Annotated in this window: 20 protein-coding genes and 2 tRNA genes; 6 read left to right on the top strand and 16 right to left on the bottom strand. The window is 65.9% G+C overall.

What is annotated here, in order from left to right; translation table 11 throughout:
- Positions 1-45: 45 nt before the first annotated feature.
- The 4 genes from ACQHGV_RS03485 to lon all read right to left on the bottom strand — a co-directional run bounded on the left by ACQHGV_RS03485 (position 46) and on the right by lon (position 5415).
- Positions 46-1677, bottom strand: coding sequence for a hypothetical protein (locus ACQHGV_RS03485; RefSeq protein WP_440979440.1), 1632 nt, complete (start codon positions 1675-1677; stop codon positions 46-48).
- Between the two features lie 701 nt (positions 1678-2378).
- A tRNA-Val gene (locus tag ACQHGV_RS03480) sits at positions 2379-2453 on the bottom strand.
- A gap of 62 nt (positions 2454-2515) precedes the next feature.
- A complete protein-coding gene (locus tag ACQHGV_RS03475) occupies positions 2516-2845 on the bottom strand; it encodes an HU family DNA-binding protein (protein ID WP_312487854.1) in 330 nt (109 codons plus the stop codon).
- Between the two features lie 143 nt (positions 2846-2988).
- Positions 2989-5415: an endopeptidase La gene (gene lon / locus ACQHGV_RS03470; protein ID WP_440979439.1), complete on the bottom strand. Its 2427-nt coding sequence runs from the start codon at positions 5413-5415 to the stop codon at positions 2989-2991.
- Between the two features lie 136 nt (positions 5416-5551).
- Between lon and ACQHGV_RS03465 the strand changes: the two genes are divergently transcribed.
- On the top strand, positions 5552-7309 hold the full coding sequence (locus ACQHGV_RS03465) for a M1 family metallopeptidase (protein WP_440979438.1): 1758 nt from the start codon (positions 5552-5554) through the stop codon (positions 7307-7309).
- A gap of 123 nt (positions 7310-7432) precedes the next feature.
- On the opposite strand, the gene ACQHGV_RS03460 is transcribed toward ACQHGV_RS03465, so the two are convergent.
- The 5 genes from ACQHGV_RS03460 to clpP all read right to left on the bottom strand — a co-directional run bounded on the left by ACQHGV_RS03460 (position 7433) and on the right by clpP (position 12326).
- Positions 7433-8560, bottom strand: a complete 1128-nt coding sequence (locus ACQHGV_RS03460; protein WP_240455956.1) for a calcium:proton antiporter — start codon at positions 8558-8560, stop codon at positions 7433-7435.
- A gap of 224 nt (positions 8561-8784) precedes the next feature.
- The gene (locus tag ACQHGV_RS03455; protein WP_440980122.1) at positions 8785-9471 is read right to left on the bottom strand and encodes a RibD family protein; all 687 of its coding nucleotides are present in this window, start codon (positions 9469-9471) and stop codon (positions 8785-8787) included.
- A 101-nt stretch (positions 9472-9572) separates the two neighbouring features.
- A complete protein-coding gene (locus ACQHGV_RS03450) occupies positions 9573-10163 on the bottom strand; it encodes a GNAT family N-acetyltransferase (RefSeq protein ID WP_440979437.1) in 591 nt (196 codons plus the stop codon).
- Positions 10164-10252: 89 nt separating this feature from the next.
- A complete protein-coding gene (clpX, locus tag ACQHGV_RS03445) occupies positions 10253-11524 on the bottom strand; it encodes an ATP-dependent Clp protease ATP-binding subunit ClpX (protein ID WP_183953117.1) in 1272 nt (423 codons plus the stop codon).
- A gap of 112 nt (positions 11525-11636) precedes the next feature.
- The gene (clpP, locus tag ACQHGV_RS03440) at positions 11637-12326 is read right to left on the bottom strand and encodes an ATP-dependent Clp endopeptidase proteolytic subunit ClpP (protein ID WP_056434117.1); all 690 of its coding nucleotides are present in this window, start codon (positions 12324-12326) and stop codon (positions 11637-11639) included.
- Positions 12327-12497: 171 nt separating this feature from the next.
- Here clpP and ACQHGV_RS03435 point away from each other — a divergent pair, with 171 nt between their 5' ends.
- On the top strand, positions 12498-13910 hold the full coding sequence (locus tag ACQHGV_RS03435; protein WP_440979436.1) for a hypothetical protein: 1413 nt from the start codon (positions 12498-12500) through the stop codon (positions 13908-13910).
- Here the strand turns inward: ACQHGV_RS03435 and ACQHGV_RS03430 are convergent.
- From ACQHGV_RS03430 to ACQHGV_RS03420, 3 genes are all read right to left on the bottom strand, one after another.
- On the bottom strand, positions 13874-14806 hold the full coding sequence (locus tag ACQHGV_RS03430) for a glycosyltransferase family 2 protein (RefSeq protein ID WP_440979435.1): 933 nt from the start codon (positions 14804-14806) through the stop codon (positions 13874-13876). The genes ACQHGV_RS03435 and ACQHGV_RS03430 overlap by 37 nt on opposite strands.
- A gap of 304 nt (positions 14807-15110) precedes the next feature.
- Complete coding sequence (gene tig, locus ACQHGV_RS03425) at positions 15111-16763, bottom strand: trigger factor (RefSeq protein WP_440979434.1); 1653 nt, start codon at positions 16761-16763, stop codon at positions 15111-15113.
- A gap of 60 nt (positions 16764-16823) precedes the next feature.
- Positions 16824-16908, bottom strand: a tRNA-Leu gene (locus ACQHGV_RS03420).
- A gap of 121 nt (positions 16909-17029) precedes the next feature.
- Between ACQHGV_RS03420 and ACQHGV_RS03415 the strand changes: the two genes are divergently transcribed.
- A complete protein-coding gene (locus ACQHGV_RS03415) occupies positions 17030-17188 on the top strand; it encodes a hypothetical protein (protein ID WP_183953121.1) in 159 nt (52 codons plus the stop codon).
- Positions 17189-17200: 12 nt separating this feature from the next.
- Positions 17201-17443, top strand: a complete 243-nt coding sequence (locus ACQHGV_RS03410) for a hypothetical protein (RefSeq protein ID WP_440979433.1) — start codon at positions 17201-17203, stop codon at positions 17441-17443.
- A gap of 267 nt (positions 17444-17710) precedes the next feature.
- Here ACQHGV_RS03410 and gatB read toward each other — a convergent pair whose 3' ends face one another.
- The 4 genes from gatB to gatC are packed head-to-tail and all read right to left on the bottom strand — an operon-like array spanning position 17711 to position 21367.
- Positions 17711-19192, bottom strand: coding sequence for an Asp-tRNA(Asn)/Glu-tRNA(Gln) amidotransferase subunit GatB (gene gatB, locus ACQHGV_RS03405; protein WP_440979432.1), 1482 nt, complete (start codon positions 19190-19192; stop codon positions 17711-17713).
- Positions 19189-19608, bottom strand: coding sequence for a hypothetical protein (locus ACQHGV_RS03400; RefSeq protein ID WP_440979431.1), 420 nt, complete (start codon positions 19606-19608; stop codon positions 19189-19191). Before ACQHGV_RS03400 ends, gatB begins: the two co-directional genes overlap by 4 nt.
- Entirely contained in the window at positions 19599-21080 is a 1482-nt protein-coding gene (gatA, locus tag ACQHGV_RS03395) for an Asp-tRNA(Asn)/Glu-tRNA(Gln) amidotransferase subunit GatA (RefSeq protein WP_440979430.1), read from the bottom strand. The genes ACQHGV_RS03400 and gatA overlap by 10 nt, the downstream gene beginning before the upstream one ends.
- Positions 21080-21367, bottom strand: a complete 288-nt coding sequence (gene gatC, locus ACQHGV_RS03390; RefSeq protein WP_037568622.1) for an Asp-tRNA(Asn)/Glu-tRNA(Gln) amidotransferase subunit GatC — start codon at positions 21365-21367, stop codon at positions 21080-21082. Before gatC ends, gatA begins: the two co-directional genes overlap by 1 nt.
- A gap of 138 nt (positions 21368-21505) precedes the next feature.
- Here gatC and ACQHGV_RS03385 point away from each other — a divergent pair, with 138 nt between their 5' ends.
- Together ACQHGV_RS03385 and ruvX are read left to right on the top strand one after the other, a co-directional pair.
- Positions 21506-22612, top strand: coding sequence for a DUF3089 domain-containing protein (locus ACQHGV_RS03385; protein ID WP_440979429.1), 1107 nt, complete (start codon positions 21506-21508; stop codon positions 22610-22612).
- On the top strand, positions 22609-23073 hold the full coding sequence (gene ruvX, locus ACQHGV_RS03380; protein ID WP_183953126.1) for a Holliday junction resolvase RuvX: 465 nt from the start codon (positions 22609-22611) through the stop codon (positions 23071-23073). The genes ACQHGV_RS03385 and ruvX overlap by 4 nt, the downstream gene beginning before the upstream one ends.
- Positions 23074-23092: the final 19 nt, after the last annotated feature.

Below are 23092 nucleotides of genomic sequence, written 5' to 3'. Positions count from 1 at the left end.
CCGAGAGCGCCCGGAGAAGACCCAAGCGCATGGTTCAGCCGGGCCTTAGCGGCCGTTGCAGCTGAAATAGACCGAGGTGAAGACCGGCGGGCCCTGATCCTGCAGGTCGGCATTGGCGGCGCGGATCGTGGTGCGATCGGCGCCCGAGCCGGCACCCGCGATCAGGTTGACGCAGGCGACGCCCGACTGGGTCGACTTCACGATGCCGTTGATGAAGGTCATGTCCGCACCACCGCGCAGGCGGATCGCGGCGGGCGCGTTCGCGGTCTGGACGAAGGTGAAGTTGGCATAGCGGCCGAAGGTGCGCGGCAGCAGGTCCTCGGCATTGTTCGAGTCGATCTCGGTCGAGAAGCTGTCCGCCGTCGCGCCCAGCGTACGCTGCGCCGCGATCATGAACTGCATGAAGCCGCGATACCCATTGTCGATGTCGAAGCCGTCATCGTCCGCGCCTGTGATCGCGATGTACTTCAGGTTCGACGTGCCGCCGAAGATCTCGATGCCGTCATCGGCCGAGTTGTGGCTCTGGATATGATCCAGAACGGTGCCCGACCCGGTGCCGCCCAGCGTCAGGCCCTGCAGCTCGTTGCCGTCCGAGATGGCGATCCCCGAATAGCGGATCTGGACATAGGACATCTGGCCCGACGAGTCGGCCTGGTTCGCGCCGCCATAGAAGCGGCCGGTCACGCCCTCGATCGCCAGCTGGCAGGTAGTGGAGGTACCGGCGGCGTTGTTCGGGCCGGTGCCCGTGGCGCAGACGGCGGTCGGCGCACGGCCGAGTAGGATGATGCCGCCCCACTGGCCCTGGGTTGCGTCGGACACGCCGTTGCTGACCAGATTTTGCTGCGAGGTGAAGACGATCGGCGCGTCGCGGGTGCCGACGGCCGAAATCTTCGACCCGCGATTGACGAGCAGCAGGTCGTTGGTCGCCTCGGTCGCGTCGGCCGCGATCACCACGCCCGGTGCGATGGTCAGGGTCGCGCCGGTGCCACCGGTCGAACCCAGATCGGCACCGACTTCGGTCTGGCCGCGCAGGCGATAGACGACGCCGGCGATCTTCGGCAGCGTCAGGTCGCTGGTGATGTTCTGCGGCAGGCGGCAGAAGCGCAGCGTCGGCGAGGACGAGCTGTTGGTACCGTCATCGGTGGTGCCGGTCGGGCAGGTCGAGGTCGACGCCGAATAGGTGCCGATCGACGGCACCGCGGTGCAGCGCGCACCCGAACCGCCGAATTCAGCCGAGGTCGAGTTGCAGGTCCAGCCCTGGAAGGCGGTGTCCGACGGACCGTTCAGCGCGCCGACATAATTGGTCGAGGTGAAGAAGCTGTTCAGCGTCGAGGGATCAGACGCGGTGGTCAGCGAGGTGCTGCTGGTCGGATAGATGCCGTTCAGCGCACCGCCGGTGCCGTTGACGTTGTTGTTGCTGCCCGCATTGACGATCGCGAACTGCTCGGCGGCGGTGATCGTCACGCCGTTGACGGTCGTTTCCTTGGCGAAGTCGGCCGCGGTGATGGCGGCGGTCGGCGCCGGGGTGGGCGACGGGGTCGGCGTCGGCGCCGGCTGCACGATCACCACACTGCCCGCGCCGGGCGAGGCCACGCTGTCCGCTCCGCCGCAGGCGGCGAGCGCCGCGCAGGCCGAGCTGGTCATGAGAATGAGGCCGAAGCGCTTGATGCTCGCCATCGCCGAAAAACTCCCGATCTTATCGTTGCTGTGCGGGCGAGGGTCCGCCCGGCGATCGACTCGAGCCTGTTCCCCCTGGCCGATCCCGAGCCGGGCGTTAGGCGTGACAGATGACGCCAAGATGCCGTTTCAGAGAAACTTTTGTGACGGTTGCGAGTCGATTTCGTGACAGTGCGGGGTTGCTGGGGTGACGCGTGGGGCGTGGCGGTTGACTTTGCCCAGGTTGAATGAGGCGTGGGAATTGGGGTTTTCGGTCAGAGACTTGTCTCCGAGGCATTCCGTCGGACGTGAAGTGGCGGATCGTGTCGGGGCTGTTAGCGTGGCTTTGGCCCTTGGCCTTGGCCTTCGACTTCGCTCAGGCTGAACGGAGGGGGCAGCGCTGAACGGCGGGTGGAAGGACCGAATGGAGGGTGGGCGCGCGGAGCGGCGGGCGGATGCGCGTGAACCGGGGCAGCTGGGGGGGGGGGGAACGCCTAACGGAGGTCAGAAAACACACTGGAGGAAGGCTTGGACATCGACTTCGCGCGCTCGCCAAAACACCCCACCATCCGTTCACACTGAGCGAAGTCGAAGTGCACGCCCCGCCCTTGCGGCTTGGCCCGCCAACAGCCGCCGTCATCGCAGCACCCCCGCCCCAAACGCAAAATGGCCGCCCGATCCACTCCCGTTGGGAAGCGACCAGGCGGCCATTACCATTTGCATGGTGGGCGCGACAGGGATTGAACCTGTGACCCCACCCGTGTGAAGGGTGTGCTCTACCGCTGAGCTACGCGCCCGGTAACCGGGAGACGGGCCTTTAGGCGGCACCGCGCCGCCTGTCCAGCCCCAAAACGCCGAATTAGTTGACCGAGTCCTTCAGGAGCTTGCCCGGCTTGAACTTGGGCTGCGACGACGCCTTGATCGTCATCGGCTCACCGGTGCGGGGATTGCGGCCGGTCGAGGCCTTGCGCTTGGAGACCGAGAAGGTGCCGAACCCGACCAGACGGACTTCATCACCCTTCTTCAGCGCGGCGGTGATCGCCTCGAACACCGCGTCGACCGCCTTGACCGCATCACCGCGCACGAGACCCGAGGAGTCGGCAACGGTGGCGATCAGCTCCTGCTTGTTCATTCCATAACCCCCTATGATGTCGACGATAAAAGGAACGGACTCGGTGCCGCCCCCGATATGAAAGGACCGATAATGACGTGGCTGAGCGTCGTGTCAAACCCCGTCGTTATGCAAAGCGAACGATTCCGTATACAGAAGCGCATGTCATGGCGATGACACGGGCCGCCGATCCGTGACCGGCGGCCCTCGAAACGCGACGATCAGTGGTGACGCTCGCCCCCGACCGGCGGGATCGGCGCGGGCGGCAGCGCCGCCAGCTCGTCCGCGTCGGTCCAGTCGATCGCCTCCAGCGGCTCGACCAGCGCCAGTCGCAGCACTTCGTCGACATGCGCGACCGGCACGATCTTCAGCCCGTTCAGGATGTTGGCGGGGATGTCCGCCAAATCCTTCTCATTCTCCTGCGGAATGAGCACGGTGGTGATCCCGCCACGCAGCGCCGCGAGCAGCTTTTCCTTCAAGCCACCGATCGGCAGCACGCGACCGCGCAGCGTGACCTCGCCGGTCATCGCCACATCCTTGCGCACCGCGATGCCGGTCAGAGTCGACACGATCGAGGTGACCAGACCGATGCCCGCCGACGGACCATCCTTGGGCACCGCGCCCTCGGGCAGGTGGATATGGATGTCCTTGCGGTGGAACAGCGACGGCTTGATCCCGAAGCTGGGGCTGCGCGCCTGGACGAAGCTGAAGGCGGCCTGCACCGATTCCTTCATCACGTCACCCAGCTTGCCGGTGGTCTTCACCTGGCCCTTGCCGGGCACCGTCACCGATTCGATGGTCAGCAACTCGCCACCCACCTCGGTCCAGGCGAGGCCCGTAACCGCGCCGATCTGGTCCTCCTGCTCGGACAGGCCGTGGCGATACTTCTGGACGCCGGCGAACTCGTGCAGATTCTCCGGCGTGATCGTCACCGACGTCGCCTTGCCCTCTAGTATCTGGCGCAGCGCCTTGCGGGCGAGGCGCGCGATCTCACGCTCCAGCGTACGCACGCCCGCCTCGCGGGTGTAGCGTTGGATCAGGGCACGCAGCCCCTCCTGGGTCAGCGTGAACTCGCCGTCCTTCAGACCATGGGTCTCGACCTGCTTGGCGATCAGGTGACGCTCGGCGATCTCGACCTTCTCGTCCTCGGTATAACCCTCTAGACGGATGATCTCCATCCGGTCGAGCAAAGGCTGCGGCAGGTTCAGCGTGTTCGCGGTGCACACGAACATCACGTCCGACAGATCGATGTCGATCTCCAGATAGTGATCGTTGAACTTCGCATTCTGCTCGGGGTCGAGCACTTCCAGCAGCGCCGAGGCGGGGTCGCCGCGGAAGTCCTGGCCCAGCTTGTCGATCTCATCGAGCAGGAACAGCGGGTTGGACGTACCGGCCTTTTTCAGGTTGGTCACGATCTTGCCCGGCAGCGAGCCGATGTACGTCCGGCGGTGGCCGCGAATCTCGGCCTCGTCGCGCACGCCCCCCAGGCTCTGGCGGATGAACTCGCGCCCGCACGCCTTGGCGATCGACTGGCCCAGCGAGGTCTTGCCGACGCCCGGCGGGCCGACGAGGCACAGGATCGGGCCCTTCAGCTTGTTGGTGCGCGCCTGGACGCCGAGATATTCGACGATCCGGTCCTTCACCTTCTCCAGCGCATAATGATCCTGGTCGAGGATCGCCTGCGCCGCCGCAATGTCCTTCTTGACCTTGGACTTCTTGCCCCAGGGCAGGCCGAGCAGCACGTCCAGATAGTTGCGTACGACCGTCGCCTCGGCGCTCATCGGCGCCATGGTCTTGAGCTTCTTCAGCTCGGCGGTCGCCTTGGTGCGCGCTTCCTTGGACAGCTTGAGCGTCGCGATCTTGCTCGTCAGCTCGGCGATTTCGTCGCCGTCGCCGTCCTCGCCCTCATTGCCCAGCTCGCGCTGGATCGCTTTCAGCTGTTCGTTGAGATAATATTCGCGCTGCGTCTTCTCCATCTGGCGCTTGACGCGGCTCTTGATCTTCTTCTCGACCTGCAGGACGCCGAGTTCGCCCTCCATCAGGGCATAGGCCATTTCCAGCCGCTTGGCCGGATCGGTTTCCACCAGCAGCGCCTGCTTGTCGGCGACCTTGACCGAGATGTTCGCGGCGACCGAGTCCGCCAGCTGCGCCGGGTCCTCGATCTCGGCGAGCTGGACCGCCGTCTCGGCGGGCAGCTTGCGATTGAGCTTGGCGTAATTCTCGAACTGGTCGACCACCGAGCGCATCAGCGCGGCGATCTGCGCCTTCATGTCGTGGTCCTGCGCTTCGAGCCCGGCATCGTCCGCCTCGACCAGCGCCGTGTCGATCGTCGCGGTCAGGAAGGCGCCCGACTCGTCCAGCTCGGCCAGGCGGCCGCGCGTCTTGCCCTCGACCAGCACACGCACAGTGCCGTCGGGCAGCTTCAGCAATTGCAGGACGGTGGCGGTGACGCCGATTTCATACAGATCCTCGCGCGTGGGGTCATCTTCGGCGGGATCGAGCTGGGCGACCAGGAAAATCTCCTTGTCCGCCGCCATCGCCGCTTCCAGTGCCGCGACCGATTTGTCGCGACCGACGAACAGGGGCACGATCATGTGCGGGAAGACGACGATGTCACGCAGCGGAAGGACGGGATAGGACTGGTTCATGCAAACTCCGGTCGGCCCCGACCGGGGCCTGTTTCATCGTTATATATGGGGAGGGTTGCCGATCCATCAATTCCCGCTGCGACCAATCGACCGGGACCGCTTGCCAAGGCCGTGGGCTTGCGCGACACCATGAGCTATGGATCGTATACGGAATTGCGTCGCGGGCCTGCTGGCCTCCTCCCTGTTGCTGACCGCCGCCGTCACGTCGGCGCAGGGGACGAAGCCCCTGCCGGCCAAGGGCGAGCCGCCGCTGACCGCGCAGACCATGGTATCCGGCGGCGTCCGCCCGCCCGAGCAGCTCGCCGTCTCCTTCGACCGCGCCGACCTGTCGTTCGAGGTGCTGCCCGATACACAGGAATTGAACGGCATCGCGGTGCTGGACTTTACCGCCAAGGCGCCGCTGGGCCGGCTGGTCATCGATCTTGACAGGAATCTGCCGGTCGAGGCGATCGCGATCGACGGCAAGCCGCTGAAGGCCGCTGCCTGGTCCAATCCCGAAGGGCAGCTGGTCGTCACCCTGCCCCGCCCGCTCCGCGCCGGGCAGAAGGTCAGCGCGAAGATCACCTATGGCGGCACGCCGCATGTCGCGGTGCGCGCGCCCTGGGATACCGGCGTCGTCTGGGCCAAGACCCCCGATGGCCGCCCCTGGTTCGCGACGACCGCGCAGGGCTATGGCTGCGACCTGTTCTGGCCCTGCCTCGACTATCCGATGGGCGAACCGGGCGTCGTCACGCTGCACATCACGGTGCCCAAGGGGTTGAAGGCCCCGTCCAACGGCGTGCTGCTGGGCATCGATACGCTCGGCGATGGACGGACCCGCTGGAACTGGCGGACCAAGCATCCCAACACCTACGCCATCGCGCTGAATGTCGGTCCGTATGAGGTGGTCGAGGGCAGTTATAAGAGCCGCTTCGGCAACACGATCCCGATGTTCTACTGGTATCTGCCCGGCGAGAAGGAAAAGGCCGAGAGGCTGTTCGCCGAGTTCGCGCCGACGCTGGATTTCTTCGAATCCACCATCGGCCCCTTCCCGTTCGGCGACGAGAAGCTGGGCGTCGTCGAGACGCCGCACAAGGGCATGGAGCACCAGACGATCAACGCCTATGGCAATGAATATGCCAAGGCGCCCGAGGGGTTCGACTGGCTGTTCCAGCATGAGTTCAGCCATGAATGGTTCGGCAACCAGCTGACCAATGTCGACTGGGACGATTTCTGGCTGCACGAGGGCTATGGCAGCTATATGCAGCCCTCCTATGGCCGCTGGCGCGAGGGCGAGGCGCGCTATGCGGTGATGATGGATGCGCAGCGCGGGCAGATCGCGAACAAATCCCCCATCGTCCACGACCGCAGCATGACCGAGCAGGATGTCTATGAGCCGGCCAAGGGCGGCCCCGGTCTCGACATCTATATGAAGGGGTCGTGGATGCTGCACACGCTCCATAATCTGATCGGGGACAAGGCGTTCTGGGACGTGACGCGGCTGGCCGTCTATGGCCGCACCGACCCGAAGCCGGGCAATTTCAGCCCGCGCTATGGCTCGACCAAGGAATATGAAGGCTTTGTCCGGCAGGTGACCGGCAAGGATTATGGCTGGTTCTTCGACGTCTATCTCCGCCAGGCGGCGCCACCCGAGATCGTCGAGACGCGGGAGGGTGACCGGCTGACGCTGAGCTGGAAGGTGCCGGGCGGCGGCCCCTTCCCCCTGCCGGTCGAGGTGAAGGTCGGCGACCGCATCGAGATGCTGCCGATGACGGACGGCACCGGCACGCTGACCGTACCGGCGGGCGCGCATGTCGTGGTCGATCCCTGGTCGAAAATCCTGAAACGTTCGGTCGCGATCGAGCAGTTCCAGGCGTGGAAGGCGGAACAGGCGGCGAAGAAGAAGGCGAATTAAACCTCACCCTCCGTTCAGCCTGAGCGAAGTCGAAGGCCAAGGGAATCCCTGTCCAAAAACCCCTTGGCCACCGTTACCGCGTGGCCTTCAACTTCGCTCAGGCGGAACGGCTGTGGAGATTGGTTACGGCACCACCGTCACGAACAGATAGGCCGCAAAGATCACCAGATGCACCGCGCCGCCCAGCACGGTGGTCCGACCATTGCCCAGCGTCAGCGTGATCGAAAACAGCGACAGCACCAGCAGGATCATCTGCTTGGTGCCGATCCCCAACGCCAGCGGCAGGCCCAGCATCAGCGAGACGATCGCCACCGCCGGAATGGTCAGCCCGATCGTCGCCAGCGCGGACCCGAGCGCGAGGTTGAGGCTGGTCTGCAACCGGTTCCGCCGCGCCGCGCGGTACGCCGCCAGGCTTTCGGGCGCCAGCACCAGTGCCGCGATCACCACGCCGACGATGGCCAGCGGCAGGCCGGCGTTCAGGATCGCCGCCTCGACGATCCCCGACAGCCCCTTCGCCAGCAGCACGACCCCGACCAGCGCGACCAGCAACATGCCCAGCGCCGCCCAGGCGGCCGCATTGCTCGGCGGCTCGGCATGCGCGTCGGCGGGCATGTCCTCATCGGCGGGCAGGAAGTAGTCGCGGTGGCGGACCGTCTGCACCATGACGAAGGTGCCATAGAGGATGACGCTGACGATCGCGACGAAGATCAGCTGCGACGGCGCATAGGTCGGCCCCGGCGCGGACGATACGTAATTGGGCAGCACCAACGACAGCACCACCATCGCGGTGAGCACGTTGAGCGACGAACTGGCGCCCCGCAGCGAAAAGCGCTGCTCGCCATGCCGTGCGCCGCCCGCCAGCAGGCAGACGCCGACGATGCCGTTCAGGATGATCATGATCGCCGCGAACACCGTATCGCGCGCCAGGCTGGAGGCGTCGCCCGCGTCCGACAGCATCAGGCTGACGATCAGCGACACCTCGATCACCGTCACCGCCACCGCCAGCACGAGCGTGCCGAACGGCTCGCCGACCCGGTGCGCGACGACCTCCGCCTGATGCACCGCCGACAACACGCAGCCGAACAGGATGATCGAGGCCACCACCGTGCCGGCCGCCCCCATCTTGTATAGCGACACCGCAATGGCGAGCAGCCCCAGAAGCGGAAACACCAGGGTCCACCAAGGCATCAGCAGCCGCTTGAGCAGCGCCCGCTTCTGTCCGGCGGTGACGATGGCGTCGGGTTCGCTCATGGCTGGTCGGGCCTCCTTTTCGGCATGGTGGGGTGTGACGCTCTATATGCGAATGCGCCAACCGCCGGGTTGGCTCCCAGTGCGATCAAATTCGTTGCGACCGGGCAATAACCGCCCTCACCCTTCCGGCGCTACGCGCCTCCCTCCCTCTCCCATCGGGAGAGGGAAGGGGCCCGCCCGCTTTAGCGGGTGGGAAGGGTGAGGGCAGCCGGACGGTAATCGAGCTAACTAGCCCCATTCTCTACTTTGTACCGCAACCAGACCTCACCACCCGGCAGCATTTCATGATGGGTCAAGGTCAATCCGGTCAGCGGCGCAGGCGTGTCCGCGTCCATATCTGCCGAATGGAACACGCTCGGCGCGCCCGCCCCGCCATCGACCGCCGGGCAGAGCGCCATGCTGATCTCATCGATCAATCCGGCGCGGAGGAATTCGCCATTGGCGGTGCCGCCCCCCTCGACCAGCAAGGTCTCCACACCCAGTTCGCGGTTGAGGATATCGGGGACCGCTTTCAGATCGATCGTCTCGGCGCCCGCAAAAATATAGGACACCCCGTCGCTCCGTAGTCCGGCGAGATGCGTGTCCGACACCGCTTCGGTCAGGACGACGACGATCGGATCACCGCCGATGTCACCACGGCCCCAGACGATCTTACCCTGTTCGTCGAGCACGACGCCGAACGCCTCAGCCTCTCGGCGCGCGAACCAGTTTTCGCGGGGGAAGGTTTCATCGGTGTCGGGGTAGCGATCGCCCTTGGCGAATTCCTGCCCCGTGACGCGCCCGACGATCCAGGCATCGCCGCCGATCCGGTCGTGCAGATCCTCGAACAGCTCGCCCGGTTTGTAGCTTTCCGGCCGCCACCGACTTTGCAGGATACGCCCGTCCAGGCTGCAAATCATGTGGCAGATCATATGGGGCTTCATAGGCGGCTCTCCTGTTCAGAGCGGCAACGCGTGGGGAGGCAGAGGGGTTCGCATGTGATGTATTCCTCCCCTTGCAGGGGAGGAAAGGTTCAGCCTCCGACCGGGCGCAGCATCGACCAGAAACGCGGGCCGCCCTTCGACACCTGCCACTCGTCGACCAGTGCGAAGCCCAGCCTGGCATAGAGCCCGACATTGCTCTTGGTCGCCGTCTCCAGATAGGCGGGCTCGCCCGAGACGTCGCACCGCGCCAGCCCTGCCCGGATCGAGGCGCCGCCCAGCCCCTGCCCTTGCCGCGCCGGATCGACGCCGGCGATATGGAGATACCAGAAGGGTTCGGCCGGGAAATGCGCCTCGATCGCGTGCGACAGGCGCAGCGCACGGGGCAGCGCGGTGCTCAGCGTCGTCAGCAGCGGGATCGCCTGGGCCAGCATCGCGGTCATGGGCACATGCGCCTGCCCCGGTGGCCGCCAGAAGGTGCCGGCATCCGCGTCCTGGGCGACCAGCCGCATCCCCACCGCGTCACTGTCGAAAAGTAGCGCGAACAGCCTGGGCAGGCGCTTCGCCCGCTGCGTCGCGTCGGGGAAGATATAGGACATGGCCGGATCATCGGCGAAGGCGCGGCCCAGCATCCTCGCCACCGCCGCCCGGTCGCCGGCTTGCGCCTCACGGATCGTCACCATCGCACACATCCCATGGGAAACGGGCCATGAAAAACGGGCGCTCCCCGAAGGAAGCGCCCGTCAACAATTCCGAACCGTCACGGTGCCGATCAGGCCGCCGCGCCGTCCTTCTGCTTGGACTTTTCGGCATAGACGCGGATCGGTTCCTTGCGGCCCTCGACCACGTCCTTGTCGACCATCACCTCGTCGACGCCGTCCATGCCGGGCAGGTCGAACATGGTGTCGAGCAAAATGCCCTCCAGGATCGAGCGAAGCCCGCGCGCACCGGTCTTGCGCTCGATCGCCTTCTTGGCGACCGTGGTCAGCGCGTCGTCGGTGAAGTCGAGTTCGACATTCTCCATCTCGAACAGCTTCTGATACTGCTTGACCAGCGCGTTCTTCGGCTCGGACAGAATCTTGACCAGTGCCGAAATGTCGAGGTCTTCCAGCGTCGCGATGACCGGCAGACGGCCGACGAACTCGGGGATCAGGCCGAACTTGAGGAGATCCTCCGGCTCGGTCTGACGTAGATATTCACCCGTCCGCTTCTCCTCGGGAGCCGCGACATAAGCGCCGAAGCCGATCGACTTGCCCTGCAGACGGTCGCCGATGATCTTCTCGAGCCCTGCGAACGCGCCGCCACAGATGAACAGGATGTTCGTCGTGTCGACCTGCAGGAATTCCTGCTGCGGATGCTTGCGGCCACCCTGGGGCGGAACGCTGGCGGTCGTGCCTTCCATCAACTTCAGGAGCGCCTGCTGAACGCCTTCGCCCGACACGTCGCGGGTGATCGAGGGATTCTCGGCCTTGCGGCTGATCTTGTCGATCTCGTCGATATAGACGATGCCGCGCTGCGCCCGCTCGACATTGTAGTCCGACGCCTGGAGCAGCTTCAGGATGATGTTCTCAACGTCCTCACCGACATAACCGGCCTCGGTCAGCGTCGTCGCGTCCGCCATGGTGAACGGCACGTCGAGGATGCGCGCCAGCGTCTGCGCGAGCAACGTCTTGCCGCAACCGGTCGGGCCGACGAGCAGGATATTCGACTTGGCGAGTTCGACGTCGGCGCCCTTCGCGCCGTGGTTCAGGCGCTTATAGTGGTTGTGCACCGCGACCGACAGGACGCGCTTGGCCTGCTTCTGCCCGATGACGTAATCGTCGAGCACGTTGCAGATTTCCTGCGGCGTCGGGACGCCACCATCCTTCTTGGAGACAAGCGCGGACTTGGTCTCCTCACGGATGATGTCGTTGCACAGCTCCACGCACTCGTCGCAAATGAAGACGGTCGGCCCCGCGATCAGCTTGCGCACCTCGTGCTGCGACTTGCCGCAGAACGAGCAATAGAGGGTGCTTTTCGAGTTGCCACCGCTCACCTTGTCCATCAATCACCTCTCGCACCTATGAAGCGGTGCGCTACCGTTGCCGGGGTGCGCATCGTACCGCACCCCGATAAAGTCACAATCGAAATAAACCGTTCACGCTGAACGACCCGTCTTACGCTGCGGTCGACGCGTCGTCGGCCGGGGTCGGACGCTTGTCGAACACCTGGTCGATCAGGCCGAACTCCTTGGCCTCCTCGGCGCTCATGAACTTGTCACGGTCCATCGCCCGCTCGATCTCCTCGAGCGGCTTGCCGGTGTACTTGGCGTACAGCGTGTTCAGGAAGTGCCGCATGCGCAGGATCTCGCGCGCCTGGATCTCGATGTCCGCGGCCATGCCCTGCGCCCCGCCCGAAGGCTGGTGGATCATGATGCGGCTGTTCGTGGTTGCCACGCGCATGCCCGGCTCACCGGCCGACAGCAGGAAGCTGCCCATCGAGGCGGCCTGACCGATGCACAGCGTGCCGACGCGCGGACGGATATACTGCATCGTGTCATGGATCGCCATGCCCGCCGTGACGACACCGCCCGGCGAGTTGATGTACATGTAGATGTCCTTCTTCGGATTTTCCGACTCAAGGAACAGCAGCTGCGCGCAGATCAGCGAGGCCATGCCGTCCTCGACACCGCCGGTGACGAAGATGATGCGCTCGCGCAGCAGGCGGCTGAAGATATCGAACGACCGTTCGCCGCGGTTCGACTGTTCGATGACGATCGGAACCAGCCCGGCCTGCGTCTGCCGCAGCCCGACGCCAGCATGGGCCAGCGGGCTCGCGAAATCGCCGGTCTCGAACGGATTGTGCATGGAAATCTCTCTTATGCCCAGAAGAGCCCCTATGTCGCGTGGGCGGCCCGCAAGTTCAAGCCCCGCCAGCTGTCCCATTGGTGCGGGGCGTGGGTGTTTACCCTCTTTCCATGCGTCCCGGTCTAGGGCCAGGATCGGTCGGGCATCACAAGGGGCGGCGAAAGAAGGATCATGACGGTATCCCAAGCTGACGCCCCGGCGCGCGCCAAACGCCTGACGACCCTGGCTTTCTGGCGCGGGCTGCTGCCCGATGCTGTCCGCGCGGGGCTGGTCGGCATGGTGATCGGGGCGCTGTTCTTCGGCCTGTTCTGCCTCGCCAATCGCGCGAGTCTGGGCCGCGACGTGGCCACCGCCCGTGCGCACATCGCGCAGGCCTTTGCCAGCGGGGCGTTGCAGGATCAGGATTATCTGGACGGCAATACGGACATCGGCCGGCATCAATATAATGACTGTCTGATCCTGCGCCTCGCAGTCGACCAGCGCGCAAGCCCGGCCCAACTGACCGTCAGTCCGCTGGTGCAGGTGCCGGTGCCCCCACGCGGCGAGTGCCAGACGGTACATGGCTTCCTCAATGGCGAACCACCGGTCGGCACCGTCTTCTACCACCGTTATATCCATGGCCATGCGATGCTGGCGCGGTATCTGCTGCCCGTCCTGTCGGTGGCGGCGATCCGCAACCTGTATCACACGGTCCTGACGCTGCTCGTGCTCGCCGGGATCGTCACCGGCCTGATCGCGCTCGGCCGGGGACGCCGGCCGGTACAGGGTCTGTTCTGGCTGATCGTCTTCCTCGCCGTCTCGCGCTGGTTCGGGCTGGAGACCTATGGCCAGTCGCTGGGGCATGGGCCGGCGGACATCGTACTGATCGGCTATCTGCTGTTCCTGGCGGTGGTCGGCACGACGCGGGGGATCGGTCGGCGCGCGGCGCTGATTTCGGCCGCGTTGTTCGGCGCGCTGACCATCTGCTTCGAGTTCCTGACCGGCGGCATCCCGCTGGGGCTGGCGGCGGTGATCGGCGGACTGCCCTTCGCCTGGAGCAGCCGTGCCGAGGCGCGCGGGCCGGTCTTTCCCCTCGCGCCGCTGATCGGTTTCTGCGCGTCGATCGCCACCGTCATGCTGCTGAAAATCGCGCTGGTGCTCAAGGTCTTCGGTCTCGCATCGATGCGCGAGGATGCGCTTCAGCTGAAGATGCGGATGGGCATGGATGCGACACGCGGTGAGACACGCGATCTGGGCCTCGCGCTGATGGCCAAGAAGCTTGCCAAGGGGATCAACGGCTTGGCGCCGGGCATGCATGTCATGGCCGGGGCGATCGTCGCCATCGCGCTGCTTGCCGGCCTATGGGGTGCACGCCACCTGCTGCGCTCCGCCGACCCGGTCATGCGTCAGCGCACCCTGGCGCTCCTCGCCTCGAACGCGGCGATCCTGTTGATGCTGGTCGGTTTCTGGCAGCATACCATGATCCACGCCTGGTTCATGGAGCGGACGTTGGTCTGGACGATCGCGACCGGCTTCGCGCTGTTCGCGCTGGCCTGTCGCGACCGGGCTTATCGCGTGCCGCCCGGCGCGGGGTGCGACAGATAGGCTAGCCGCCGGACCTCCTGTCGTCCGCGCACCACCGTATCCAGGATCAGCCCGGTGAACAGGTTGAGCGCGGCCAGCAGCATCAGCCCCATCGACAGGATCGCGGTCGGGAAGCGTGGCACCTGATGCGTGTGCAGATAGGTCAGGATGATCGGAATGGCGAGCAGTACCGACAGCGCCGCCAACAGCCCGGCGACCGCGCCGAAGAACCACATCGGCCGCTCGATCCGGTACAGCTTGATAATGGTACGCAGGATGCGCCAGCCGTCCGAATAGGTGCTCAGCTTCGACGCCGACCCCTCGGGGCGCGCATAATAGGGGGTCGCGATTTCGGCGCAGGGCATTTTCAGCTCCAGCGCATGGACGCTGATCTCGGTCTCGATCTCGAACCCGACCGACAGGACCGGGAAGCTCTTGACGAACCGGCGTGAAAACACGCGATAGCCGGACAGGATGTCGGTGAAGCTGCGCCCGAACAGCTTGGCGAGCATGCCGGTCAGCATCGCATTGCCGAACCGGTGGCCGCGTCGATAGGCGAGTTCGGCCTCGCTCACCCGCTGGCCGACGACCATGTCGAGCTGTTCCTCGATCATGCGCGCGACCAGCTCGGGCGCCGACGCGGCGTCATAGGTCGCGTCGCCATCGGCCATGACATAGATGTCGGCATCGATATCGGCGAACATCCGCCGCACGACCGCGCCCTTGCCCTGGATACGCTCCGACCGGACGACGGCACCGGCCGCACGCGCGACCTCCACCGTGCGGTCGCGGCTGTTATTGTCATAGACATAGATGGTCGCGGCGGGCAGCGCCTCGCGGAACCCCGCAATGGTCTGCGCGATCGCCGCTTCCTCGTTATAGCAGGGCAGCAGCACCGCGATCCGGGGTTCGTTCACAACCTGTCCTCGTCCAAAGGCGGGCGATCCCGCCCTGCGTCCCTTTGCGCCACCTGACATGGCGCGATGCTCGTATACCAATCCTCCCCTGCAAGGGGAGGGGGACCAGCGAAGCTGGTGGAGGGGTGTCCCCGGTCGCAAAGGCGGTTCGACCTCACCGCGGGTAACACCCCTCCGTCAGGCCTGCGGCCTGCCACCTCCCCTTACAGGGGAGGAATGAAGGCGCTTCCAGATACAGGAAGGGCGACCGCTCGCGCGACCGCCCTTCCCTTGTTTCGTCACGAACCGAAGTCCGACACCGCCCTTATTCGGTCGGCGCCGCCTTCTTGGCGCGCGGCTTCTTGGCGGGCGCCTCGGCAGCCTCGGCCTCGCCTTCCGCCGGAGCGGCGGCCTTCTTGGCGCGCGGCTTCTTCGGCGCGGCTTCCTCGGTCGCCTCGGCGGCATCGCCCTCGACCTCGGCCGGAGCGGCCTTCTTGGCGCGGGTCGTCTTCTTCGGCGCGTCCTCAGTGCCTTCGTCGGCGGCGTCCTCGGTCACGTCGGCCTTGTTGGCCTTCGCCTTCGACTTCTTGCCGTGGTCATGATCATGGTCGTGATCGTGATTATGGACGTGCGTGCCGGTCGCGAAGCCGTCCTCGCTCTCGATCGCGGCTTCCAGCTCCTCACGGGTGGTCTCGCGGTCGGTGATCTCGGCCTTGTCGAACAGGAAGTCGACGACCTTGTCCTCATAGAGCGGGGCGCGCAGCTGGGCGGCGGCCATCGGCTCCTGCTGGATATACTGGATGAAACGCTGGCGATCTTCCGGGCCGTACTGCTGCGCGGCCTGCGCGATCAGGCGGTTCATTTCCTGCGCGGTCACGTCGACGCCGTTCGCCTGACCGATTTCCGACAGCAGCAGGCCCAGACGGACGCGGCGCTCGGCGATCTTGCGGTAATCGTCGCGCTCCTTCTCCATCTCGGCCTTGGCGGCCTCGGGGTCCTCCTCATGGGTCGCTTCATGCTCGAGCTGCGCCCAGATCTGCGAGAACTCGGCCTCGACCATCGACGGCGGCACTTCGAAGTCATGGCCATCGGCCAGCTGGTCGAGCAGCTTGCGCTTCATGTAGGTACGGGTCAGGCCGTTATGCTCCTGCTCGATCTGCCCCTTCAGCAGGCCGCGCAGCTGCTCCAGGCTTTCCAGGCCCAGATTCTTGGCCATCTCGTCGTCGACCTTGGCTTCGCCGGCGGTCTTCACCGACTTGATCGTCAGGTCGAAGGTCGCGGGCTGACCGGCCAGGTTCTTGGCGGGATAGTCCTCGGGGAAGGTGACCGAGATCTGCTTCTCTTCACCGGCCTTCACGCCGACCAGCTGGTCCTCGAAGCCGGGGATCAGGCGACCGCCGCCGATCTCGACCGCCATATCCTCGCCCGAGCCGCCCTCGAAGGCGACGCCGTCGGCGGTCTTGCCGACGAAGTCGACGGTGACCTGGTCGCCCTGCTCGGCGGCCTTGTCGCCCGCATCGTCCCAGCGCTTCTGCTGGTCGGCAAACTTCTGGAGCTGCTCGTCTACCGCCTCGTCGGCGACCGGCACGGTCAGACGCTCGAGCTTCAGCGCGTCGATCGCCGGGGTCGGGACCTGCGGCAGAACTTCGAGCGTGACGTTCAGCGTGGCCTCCTTGCCCTGCTCATATTCACCGACCAGTTCGACCTGCGGCTGCATCGCGGGGCGCAGGTTCTTCTCGGCGATCAGCGACTGCACGCCTTCCTGCAGCGCGGTGTTCAGCGCGTCCTGGAGGAGCGCCGGGCCGTGCATCTTGCGGACCAGGTTGGTCGGCACCTTGCCGGGGCGGAAGCCGGGCATCTTCATCTGCGGAGCGATCCGCTTCAGCTCGGCATCGACCTTGCCCTCGATATCCTTGGCGGTGATGGTGAGCGTGTAGGCGCGCTTCAGCCCCTCGTTCAGCGTCTCGACAGTCTGCATCTAAAGGCCTTCAATCTGGAGAAATTCCGTGTGGCTGTCGCCCCGTTCTTGACCGGGGACTGGTGCGGGCGAAGGGACTCGAACCCCCACATCTTACGATACTGGAACCTAAATCCAGCGCGTCTACCAGTTCCGCCACGCCCGCACGAGGACACCGCCGATGGGCGCGCGTCTATATCACCATGGGCGGCCTGCACAAGGGACAACAGGCAACATGTGCGTGCGACATGCGTTTAAGCCCTCCAATTCCCGAAAGGAGAGCGAGAATGGCCACCCAGCCCCCGCCCGAAAGCCCGCAGCCGACCCAGCCGGCGCAACCCGACACGCCCCCGCCCGAGATCGTGCCGCCCGGCCCGGACATCGACCAGCCCGCACCCGGCGTGGGTCCGGGCGATCCCGGCACGGCCCAGCCGCTACAGATTTGAGAGGAGCTGACGATGGCGAGCAACCCCGAAAACCATCCCGACAGCCCGCCGAGCGAGGCGCCCGAGAACAACCCGGACAGCCCGCCGCGTGAGGATGAGCGCAGCGACATCGAGCAGGCCGTCGAGGCGCGCTCCGATGCGGTCGCGCGGGGTGAGGGCGGTGGGGAGCCGGTGACCTTTACCGATACCGGCGAGCATGACGGCGTCGGCGGGACCGGCGGCGTGGTGCGGAACCAGGATTTGGATGCGCAGTAATTGAGGGGGTGGTCTCGGTGAGACCCCCTTGCCCTCCCCCAGCCCCTCCCGCCTGCGGGAGGGGAGCGGGTTATGGCGGAGTGCGACGATTATCGCAGGTCGATCGGTGCATCCGAATCTCATAACTGCGCATGGCGCTCGCCCGAAGCACGCCCCTCCCGCAGGCGGGAGGGGATGGGGGAGGGAAAGCCACGGGCGACGCCCTCTGCGAGGCTCACTACCCTCCCCCCAACCCCCTCCCGCCTGCGGGAGGGGGAGCACATCACATCACCCCGCCAGCGCCTTCTTCAGCAGGTCATTGACCACCGCCGGATTGGCCTTGCCGCCCATCGCCTTCATCGTCTGACCGACGAAGAAGCCGAACAGCGCTTCCTTGCCCGCGCGGTACTGACCCAACTGGTTCGGGTTTTTCTCCAGAACCTCGGCGATCACCGCCTCGATCGCGCCGGTGTCGCTGGTCTGCTTGAGGCCGCGCTCCTCGACGATCTTGGACGGACCGTCGCCCGTCTCCAGCATGATCTCGAACACCTGCTTCGACAGGCTGCCCGACAGCGTGCCATCGGCGACCAGCGCGAGCAATTCGGCGGCCTGGGCAGGCGACACCGGGCTCTCGGTGATGTCCTTGCCCAGCCTGTTCAGCGCGCCGAACAGCTCTGCCGCGACCCAGTTCGCCGCCTGCGCGGGCTTGGCGCTCGTGCCGTCGAGTGCGTCGAGCAGGCCGTCGAACCAGCGCGCCGTCTCGACTTCGGCGGTCAGCACGCCCGCATTATACGCGGTCAGGCCCAGCGCCTCGTAGCGGCGACGCTTGGCGTCGGGCAGTTCGGGCAGGCTGGCGCGGCATTCCTCGACGAACGCGTCGGTCAGTTCCAGCGGCAGCAGGTCGGGATCGGGGAAGTAGCGATAGTCATGCGCATCTTCCTTCGACCGCATCGAGCGGGTTGTGCCGCTCTCGACGTTGAAGAGGCGCGTTTCCTGGACGATCTTGCCGCCATCCTCCAGCACCGCAACCTGGCGCTTGGCCTCATATTCGATCGCGGCCATGACGAACCGGACCGAGTTGACGTTCTTCGTCTCGGTGCGCGTGCCGAACTCGTCGCCGGGCTTGCGCACCGACACGTTCACGTCGGCGCGCATCGAGCCTTCTTCCATATTACCGTCGCACGATCCGACATAGCGGAGAATGGCACGTAACTTACGGAGATAAGCCCCTGCTTCGGCAGGCGAACGCATGTCGGGGCGGCTGACGATCTCCATCAGCGCCACGCCCGAGCGGTTGAGGTCGACGTATGACCGCGTCGGATGCTGATCGTGCATCAGCTTGCCCGCATCCTGCTCGACATGGATACGCTCGACGCCGATCGACTTGGTGGGACCGTCAGGGTTCTTCTCGTCCAGGCTGATCTCGATCGCGCCCTCACCCACCAGCGGGTGGTAAAGCTGGCTGATCTGATAGCCCTGCGGCAGATCGGCGTAGAAGTAATTCTTCCGGTCGAAGCGCGACCACTTATTGATCTGCGCATCGATCGCCATGCCGGTGCGCACCGCCTGACGGATGCACTCCATGTTGGGCACGGGCAGCATGCCGGGCATCGCGGCGTCGATCAGCGACACCTGCGTATTGGGCTCCGCACCGAAGGCGGTGGCCGCGCCGGAGAACAGCTTGGCGTTGGAGGTGACCTGGGCGTGGACTTCCAGGCCGATCACGACCTCCCATTCCCCCGTCGCGCCCTGGATGCGATATTCGCTCATGTTCGATCTCGATGATGAAGATAGTTGATCGCCGTCAGGACGGCGTTGCTGCCCAGCAGGGCGACGATCCAGCAGGTCGACAGGATGCGCAGGATCGCGGTCTCGAAGCCGAGGTTCCGCGCCTCCCTCAACCCGATATAGGCCGCGCCCGCGCCCAGCAGCAGGAAGAGAACACCCAGCCGAAACTCACCGCGCAGGATCACGCTGTTGCCCACGCAAAGGCACAGGATGAAGCCCGCCACGCCCAGAAAGAAGCGCGCCAGCGTGTGATGGTCGAAGGGGTGATTGTCGATGTTGGTCAGCGACACGCCGACATAGGCGCTGAGGATCGCCCCGAACGCGACGTTCAGGGCGCCCTGCGCCTCCCGCAACACGGCGATGTTGCGGGCCGTAAAGGCGCGGTCGCTTACCACCACGCCTGCGGACGCGCGGTGAAGCCCGCGCGCTGCTCGATGGCCAGGCTGGCGTTCAGCACGCCCTGCTCATCCAGCGCCTTGCCGATGATCTGGAGGCCAAGCGGCAAGCCGTCCTTGTCCAGGCCACCCGGCACCGACATGGCGGGGAGCCCGGCCAGCGAGGCGGGCACCGTGAACACGTCGTTGAGGTACATGGCCAGCGGATCGGCCTGCTTCTCGCCCAGCGCGAACGCCGCCGACGGCGCGGTCGGGGTCAGGAGCACGTCGCACTCGTCGAACGCCCGCTCGAAATCGCGCGCAATCAGCGTGCGGACCTTCTGCGCCTGGGTGTAGTACGCATCATAGAAGCCCGCCGACAGCACATAGGTGCCGATCAGGATGCGGCGCTTCACCTCGTCGCCGAACCCGGCGGCGCGGGTCGCGGCATACATGTCCTGCAGGCCGGCCCCTTCGGGCAGGTCGCGCAGGCCATAACGCACGCCGTCATAGCGGGCGAGGTTGGACGACGCCTCGGCCGGCGCGATGATGTAGTACGCCGGCAGCGCATATTTGGTGTGCGGCAGCGAGACCTCGACGATCTCGGCACCGGCATCGCGCATCCAGTCGATACCCTGCTGCCACAGCGCCTCGATCTCGGCGGGCATGCCGTCGACCCGGTATTCCTTGGGCACACCGACCTTCTTGCCCTTCAGGTCCGCCGACAGCGCGGCTTCCCAGTTGGGCACGTCCAGCTTCAGCGAGGTGGCGTCCTTGGCGTCGAAGCCCGCCATCGCCTCCAGCATGATCGCACAGTCGCGCACGTCGCGCGCCATCGGCCCCGCCTGGTCGAGCGAGGAGGCGAAGGCGATCGTGCCCCAGCGCGAGCAGCGGCCATAGGTCGGCTTGATGCCCGAAATGCCGGTGAAGGCGGCCGGCTGGCGGATCGAGCCGCCGGTGTCGGTACCCGTCGCGCCCGGCGCCAGCCCCGCCGACACCGCCGTCGACGACCCGCCCGAGGACCCACCGGGGGCGAGCGGGGCGGTGTCGTTCGGGCGACGCCAAGGCGAGACGACATTGCCGAACGCGCTGGTCTCGTTGGACGAGCCCATGGCGAACTGGTCGAGGTTCAGCTTGCCCAGCATGCCCGCACCGGCATTCCACAGATTCTGCGAAACGGTCGACTCGTAGGGCGGCACGAAGCCTTCGAGGATCTTGCTGGCGGCGGTGGTCGCGACGCCCTTGGTCGCGAACAGGTCCTTCATGCCGATCGGCACGCCGGCCAGCGGCTTGAGCGTTTCACCGGCGGCACGCGCGGCGTCGGCCGCATCGGCGGCGGCGAGCGCATGCTCCGGAGTCTTGACCAGGAAGGCGTTGAGCGCGTCAGCGCCTGCGACCTTGGCGTTAAAGGCCTCGGCGACTTCGCGCGCCTTGAACTGGCCGTCGCGCACGCCGTCGCGAATGGCGGCGATGCCGAGCGTGGTCAGGTCGGTCATTATTCGATCACCTTGGGCACCGTGAAGAAGCCATGTTCGGCCTGTGGCGCATTCTGCATGAGGAGGTCGCGGATGCCGCCGTCATTGACGACGTCGTCGCGCAGGCGAAGCTGGTTCGGGATTACCGCCGTCATCGGCTCGACGCCTTGGGTGTCGACCTCGCCGAGCTGCTCGATCCAGCCCAGGATGTTCCCAAGCTCGGGGGCGAGGCGCGTCGCGTCCTCCTCGGTGATCGCGATGCGGGCTAGGCTCGCGATCTTCTTCACGGTTGCGGTATCTACGGACATGGATTTGCGGCTAGCATCGCCGCGCGGCTTCGCGCAACGCTTTTGCCGTCCCGGCGATTGCAACGGTGACAAGTGGGGCATCATGGATAGCAATTGCAGGCCCCGATCTTTTGCTGCAACGCACAATGGAGTGACGAGTTGGCGCGCAAATTCCTGTATGTCGTGGCGGCGCTCATCGTGCTGACGATCGCGGCCGCCTTCGCCTATCGGCTGTTCGGCAACCAGCTGCTCCGCTGGTCGACCGTACCCTCCGAGGCGTTCCAGACCCAGGCGGCAACGCGCGCCGAGCAATATCGCGATGCCAGGATGTGGCTGGCGCGCCCCGACCTGCCGGGCAATCCTGCCCTTTGGGTGCCGACGGGGTATGAGCCGGGCAAGCCGGGCCAGGGCGCGGCGGTCTTCTTCATCCACCCGACCTCGTACATCAGCAAGGCGCATTGGAACGCCCCGCTCGACGATCCCGAGACCAATGGCCGCGCCGAGCTGTTCCTGCGGGGACAGGCGAGCGCCTTCAACGGGGCGGGCGACATCTGGGCGCCGCGCTATCGCCAGGCGACCTTCGGCGCGTTCCTGACCAGCATGGCCGATGCCGAGCGCGCGCTCGACCTCGCCTACAAGGACGTGGATGCCGCCTTCACCGCCTTTCTGGCGGATGCCGATCCCAACCGCCCGCTGATCCTCGCTGGACACAGTCAGGGCGCGCTGCATTTGTCGCGGCTGCTGACCGACCGGGTGGCGAAGGACCCCGCGCTGAAACGCAGGATCGTCGCGGCCTATGTCGTGGGCTGGCCGATCTCGATGACCGCCGACCTGCCCGCCATGGGGCTGCCCGCCTGCATGGCGCCCGACCAGACCGGCTGCATCCTGAGCTGGCAGAGCTTCGGCGAACCGGCCGATCCGTCACTGATCCTCGACGTGTTCGACCAGACCAATGGCTATACCGGTCGACCGCGCAAGGATACCCAGATGCTGTGCACCAACCCGCTGACGGGCACGCCGGGCGTCGCCGCGCCGGCGGCCGCCAATCTGGGCACGCTCTACCCCTCCGCCGACCTGAAGACCGCCGCCATCGCGGCGGGCAAGGTCCCCGCCAAGTGCGAGGGGCGTGGCATCCTGACCATCGGCGAGGGGCCGAGCGTCGGCCCCTATGTGCTGCCCGGCAACAATTACCACGTCTATGACTACAGCCTGTTCTGGGCGAATGTCCGCGCCGATGCGGATCGCCGTTTGAAAGCCTTTCGATGAGCCTGATCACCACCGACCGCACCGAGTTCCGCGCCGCCCTCCCCTCGGGTGGGCGGCTGATCGGGCTGGACGTCGGCACCAAGACGGTCGGCACCGCTTTGTGCGATGCCGGATGGAGCTTCGCCAGCCCCGCCACCCTCATCCGCCGGACCAAGTTCACCAAGGACAAGGAACAACTGATCGCGATGATCGCGCAGCAGGGGGTGCAGGGTCTGGTCATCGGCCTGCCCCTCAATCTGGACGGCAGCGAGAGCCCGCGCTCGCAATCGACCCGTGCCTTCGCCCGCAACTGCGCCGATCTGGGCCCGATCCTGCTGTGGGATGAACGCTGGTCGACCGTCGCGGTCGAACGCACGATGATCGAGCAGGATATGAGCCGCGCCAAACGCGCCGAACGTATCGACAACCTCGCCGCCGCGCATATCCTGCAGGCCGCGATCGACGCACTGGTGATGGCGTAAGAACATTCCTCCCCTGGAA

The organism is Sphingomonas pseudosanguinis (genome assembly GCF_052056765.1).
Classification (GTDB): Bacteria; Pseudomonadota; Alphaproteobacteria; order Sphingomonadales; family Sphingomonadaceae; genus Sphingomonas; species Sphingomonas pseudosanguinis.
The sequence above is the reverse complement of the archived record's forward strand: the minus strand, read 5'-3'. Positions and strand labels throughout refer to the sequence as shown.

Coding starts and splice junctions, on each gene's coding strand:
- ACQHGV_RS03485 (WP_440979440.1), bottom strand. CDS start 1,677: ATGGCGAGCATCAAGCGCTTCGGCCTCATTCTCATGACCAGCTCGGCC.
- lon (WP_440979439.1), bottom strand. CDS start 5,415: ATGAACCAGTCCTATCCCGTCCTTCCGCTGCGTGACATCGTCGTCTTC.
- ACQHGV_RS03465 (WP_440979438.1), top strand. CDS start 5,552: ATGGATCGTATACGGAATTGCGTCGCGGGCCTGCTGGCCTCCTCCCTG.
- ACQHGV_RS03460 (WP_240455956.1), bottom strand. CDS start 8,560: ATGAGCGAACCCGACGCCATCGTCACCGCCGGACAGAAGCGGGCGCTG.
- ACQHGV_RS03455 (WP_440980122.1), bottom strand. CDS start 9,471: ATGATCTGCCACATGATTTGCAGCCTGGACGGGCGTATCCTGCAAAGT.
- ACQHGV_RS03450 (WP_440979437.1), bottom strand. CDS start 10,163: ATGGTGACGATCCGTGAGGCGCAAGCCGGCGACCGGGCGGCGGTGGCG.
- clpX (WP_183953117.1), bottom strand. CDS start 11,524: ATGGACAAGGTGAGCGGTGGCAACTCGAAAAGCACCCTCTATTGCTCG.
- clpP (WP_056434117.1), bottom strand. CDS start 12,326: ATGCACAATCCGTTCGAGACCGGCGATTTCGCGAGCCCGCTGGCCCAT.
- ACQHGV_RS03435 (WP_440979436.1), top strand. CDS start 12,498: ATGACGGTATCCCAAGCTGACGCCCCGGCGCGCGCCAAACGCCTGACG.
- tig (WP_440979434.1), bottom strand. CDS start 16,763: ATGCAGACTGTCGAGACGCTGAACGAGGGGCTGAAGCGCGCCTACACG.
- ACQHGV_RS03415 (WP_183953121.1), top strand. CDS start 17,030: ATGGCCACCCAGCCCCCGCCCGAAAGCCCGCAGCCGACCCAGCCGGCG.
- ACQHGV_RS03410 (WP_440979433.1), top strand. CDS start 17,201: ATGGCGAGCAACCCCGAAAACCATCCCGACAGCCCGCCGAGCGAGGCG.
- gatB (WP_440979432.1), bottom strand. CDS start 19,192: ATGAGCGAATATCGCATCCAGGGCGCGACGGGGGAATGGGAGGTCGTG.
- gatA (WP_440979430.1), bottom strand. CDS start 21,080: ATGACCGACCTGACCACGCTCGGCATCGCCGCCATTCGCGACGGCGTG.
- gatC (WP_037568622.1), bottom strand. CDS start 21,367: ATGTCCGTAGATACCGCAACCGTGAAGAAGATCGCGAGCCTAGCCCGC.
- ruvX (WP_183953126.1), top strand. CDS start 22,609: ATGAGCCTGATCACCACCGACCGCACCGAGTTCCGCGCCGCCCTCCCC.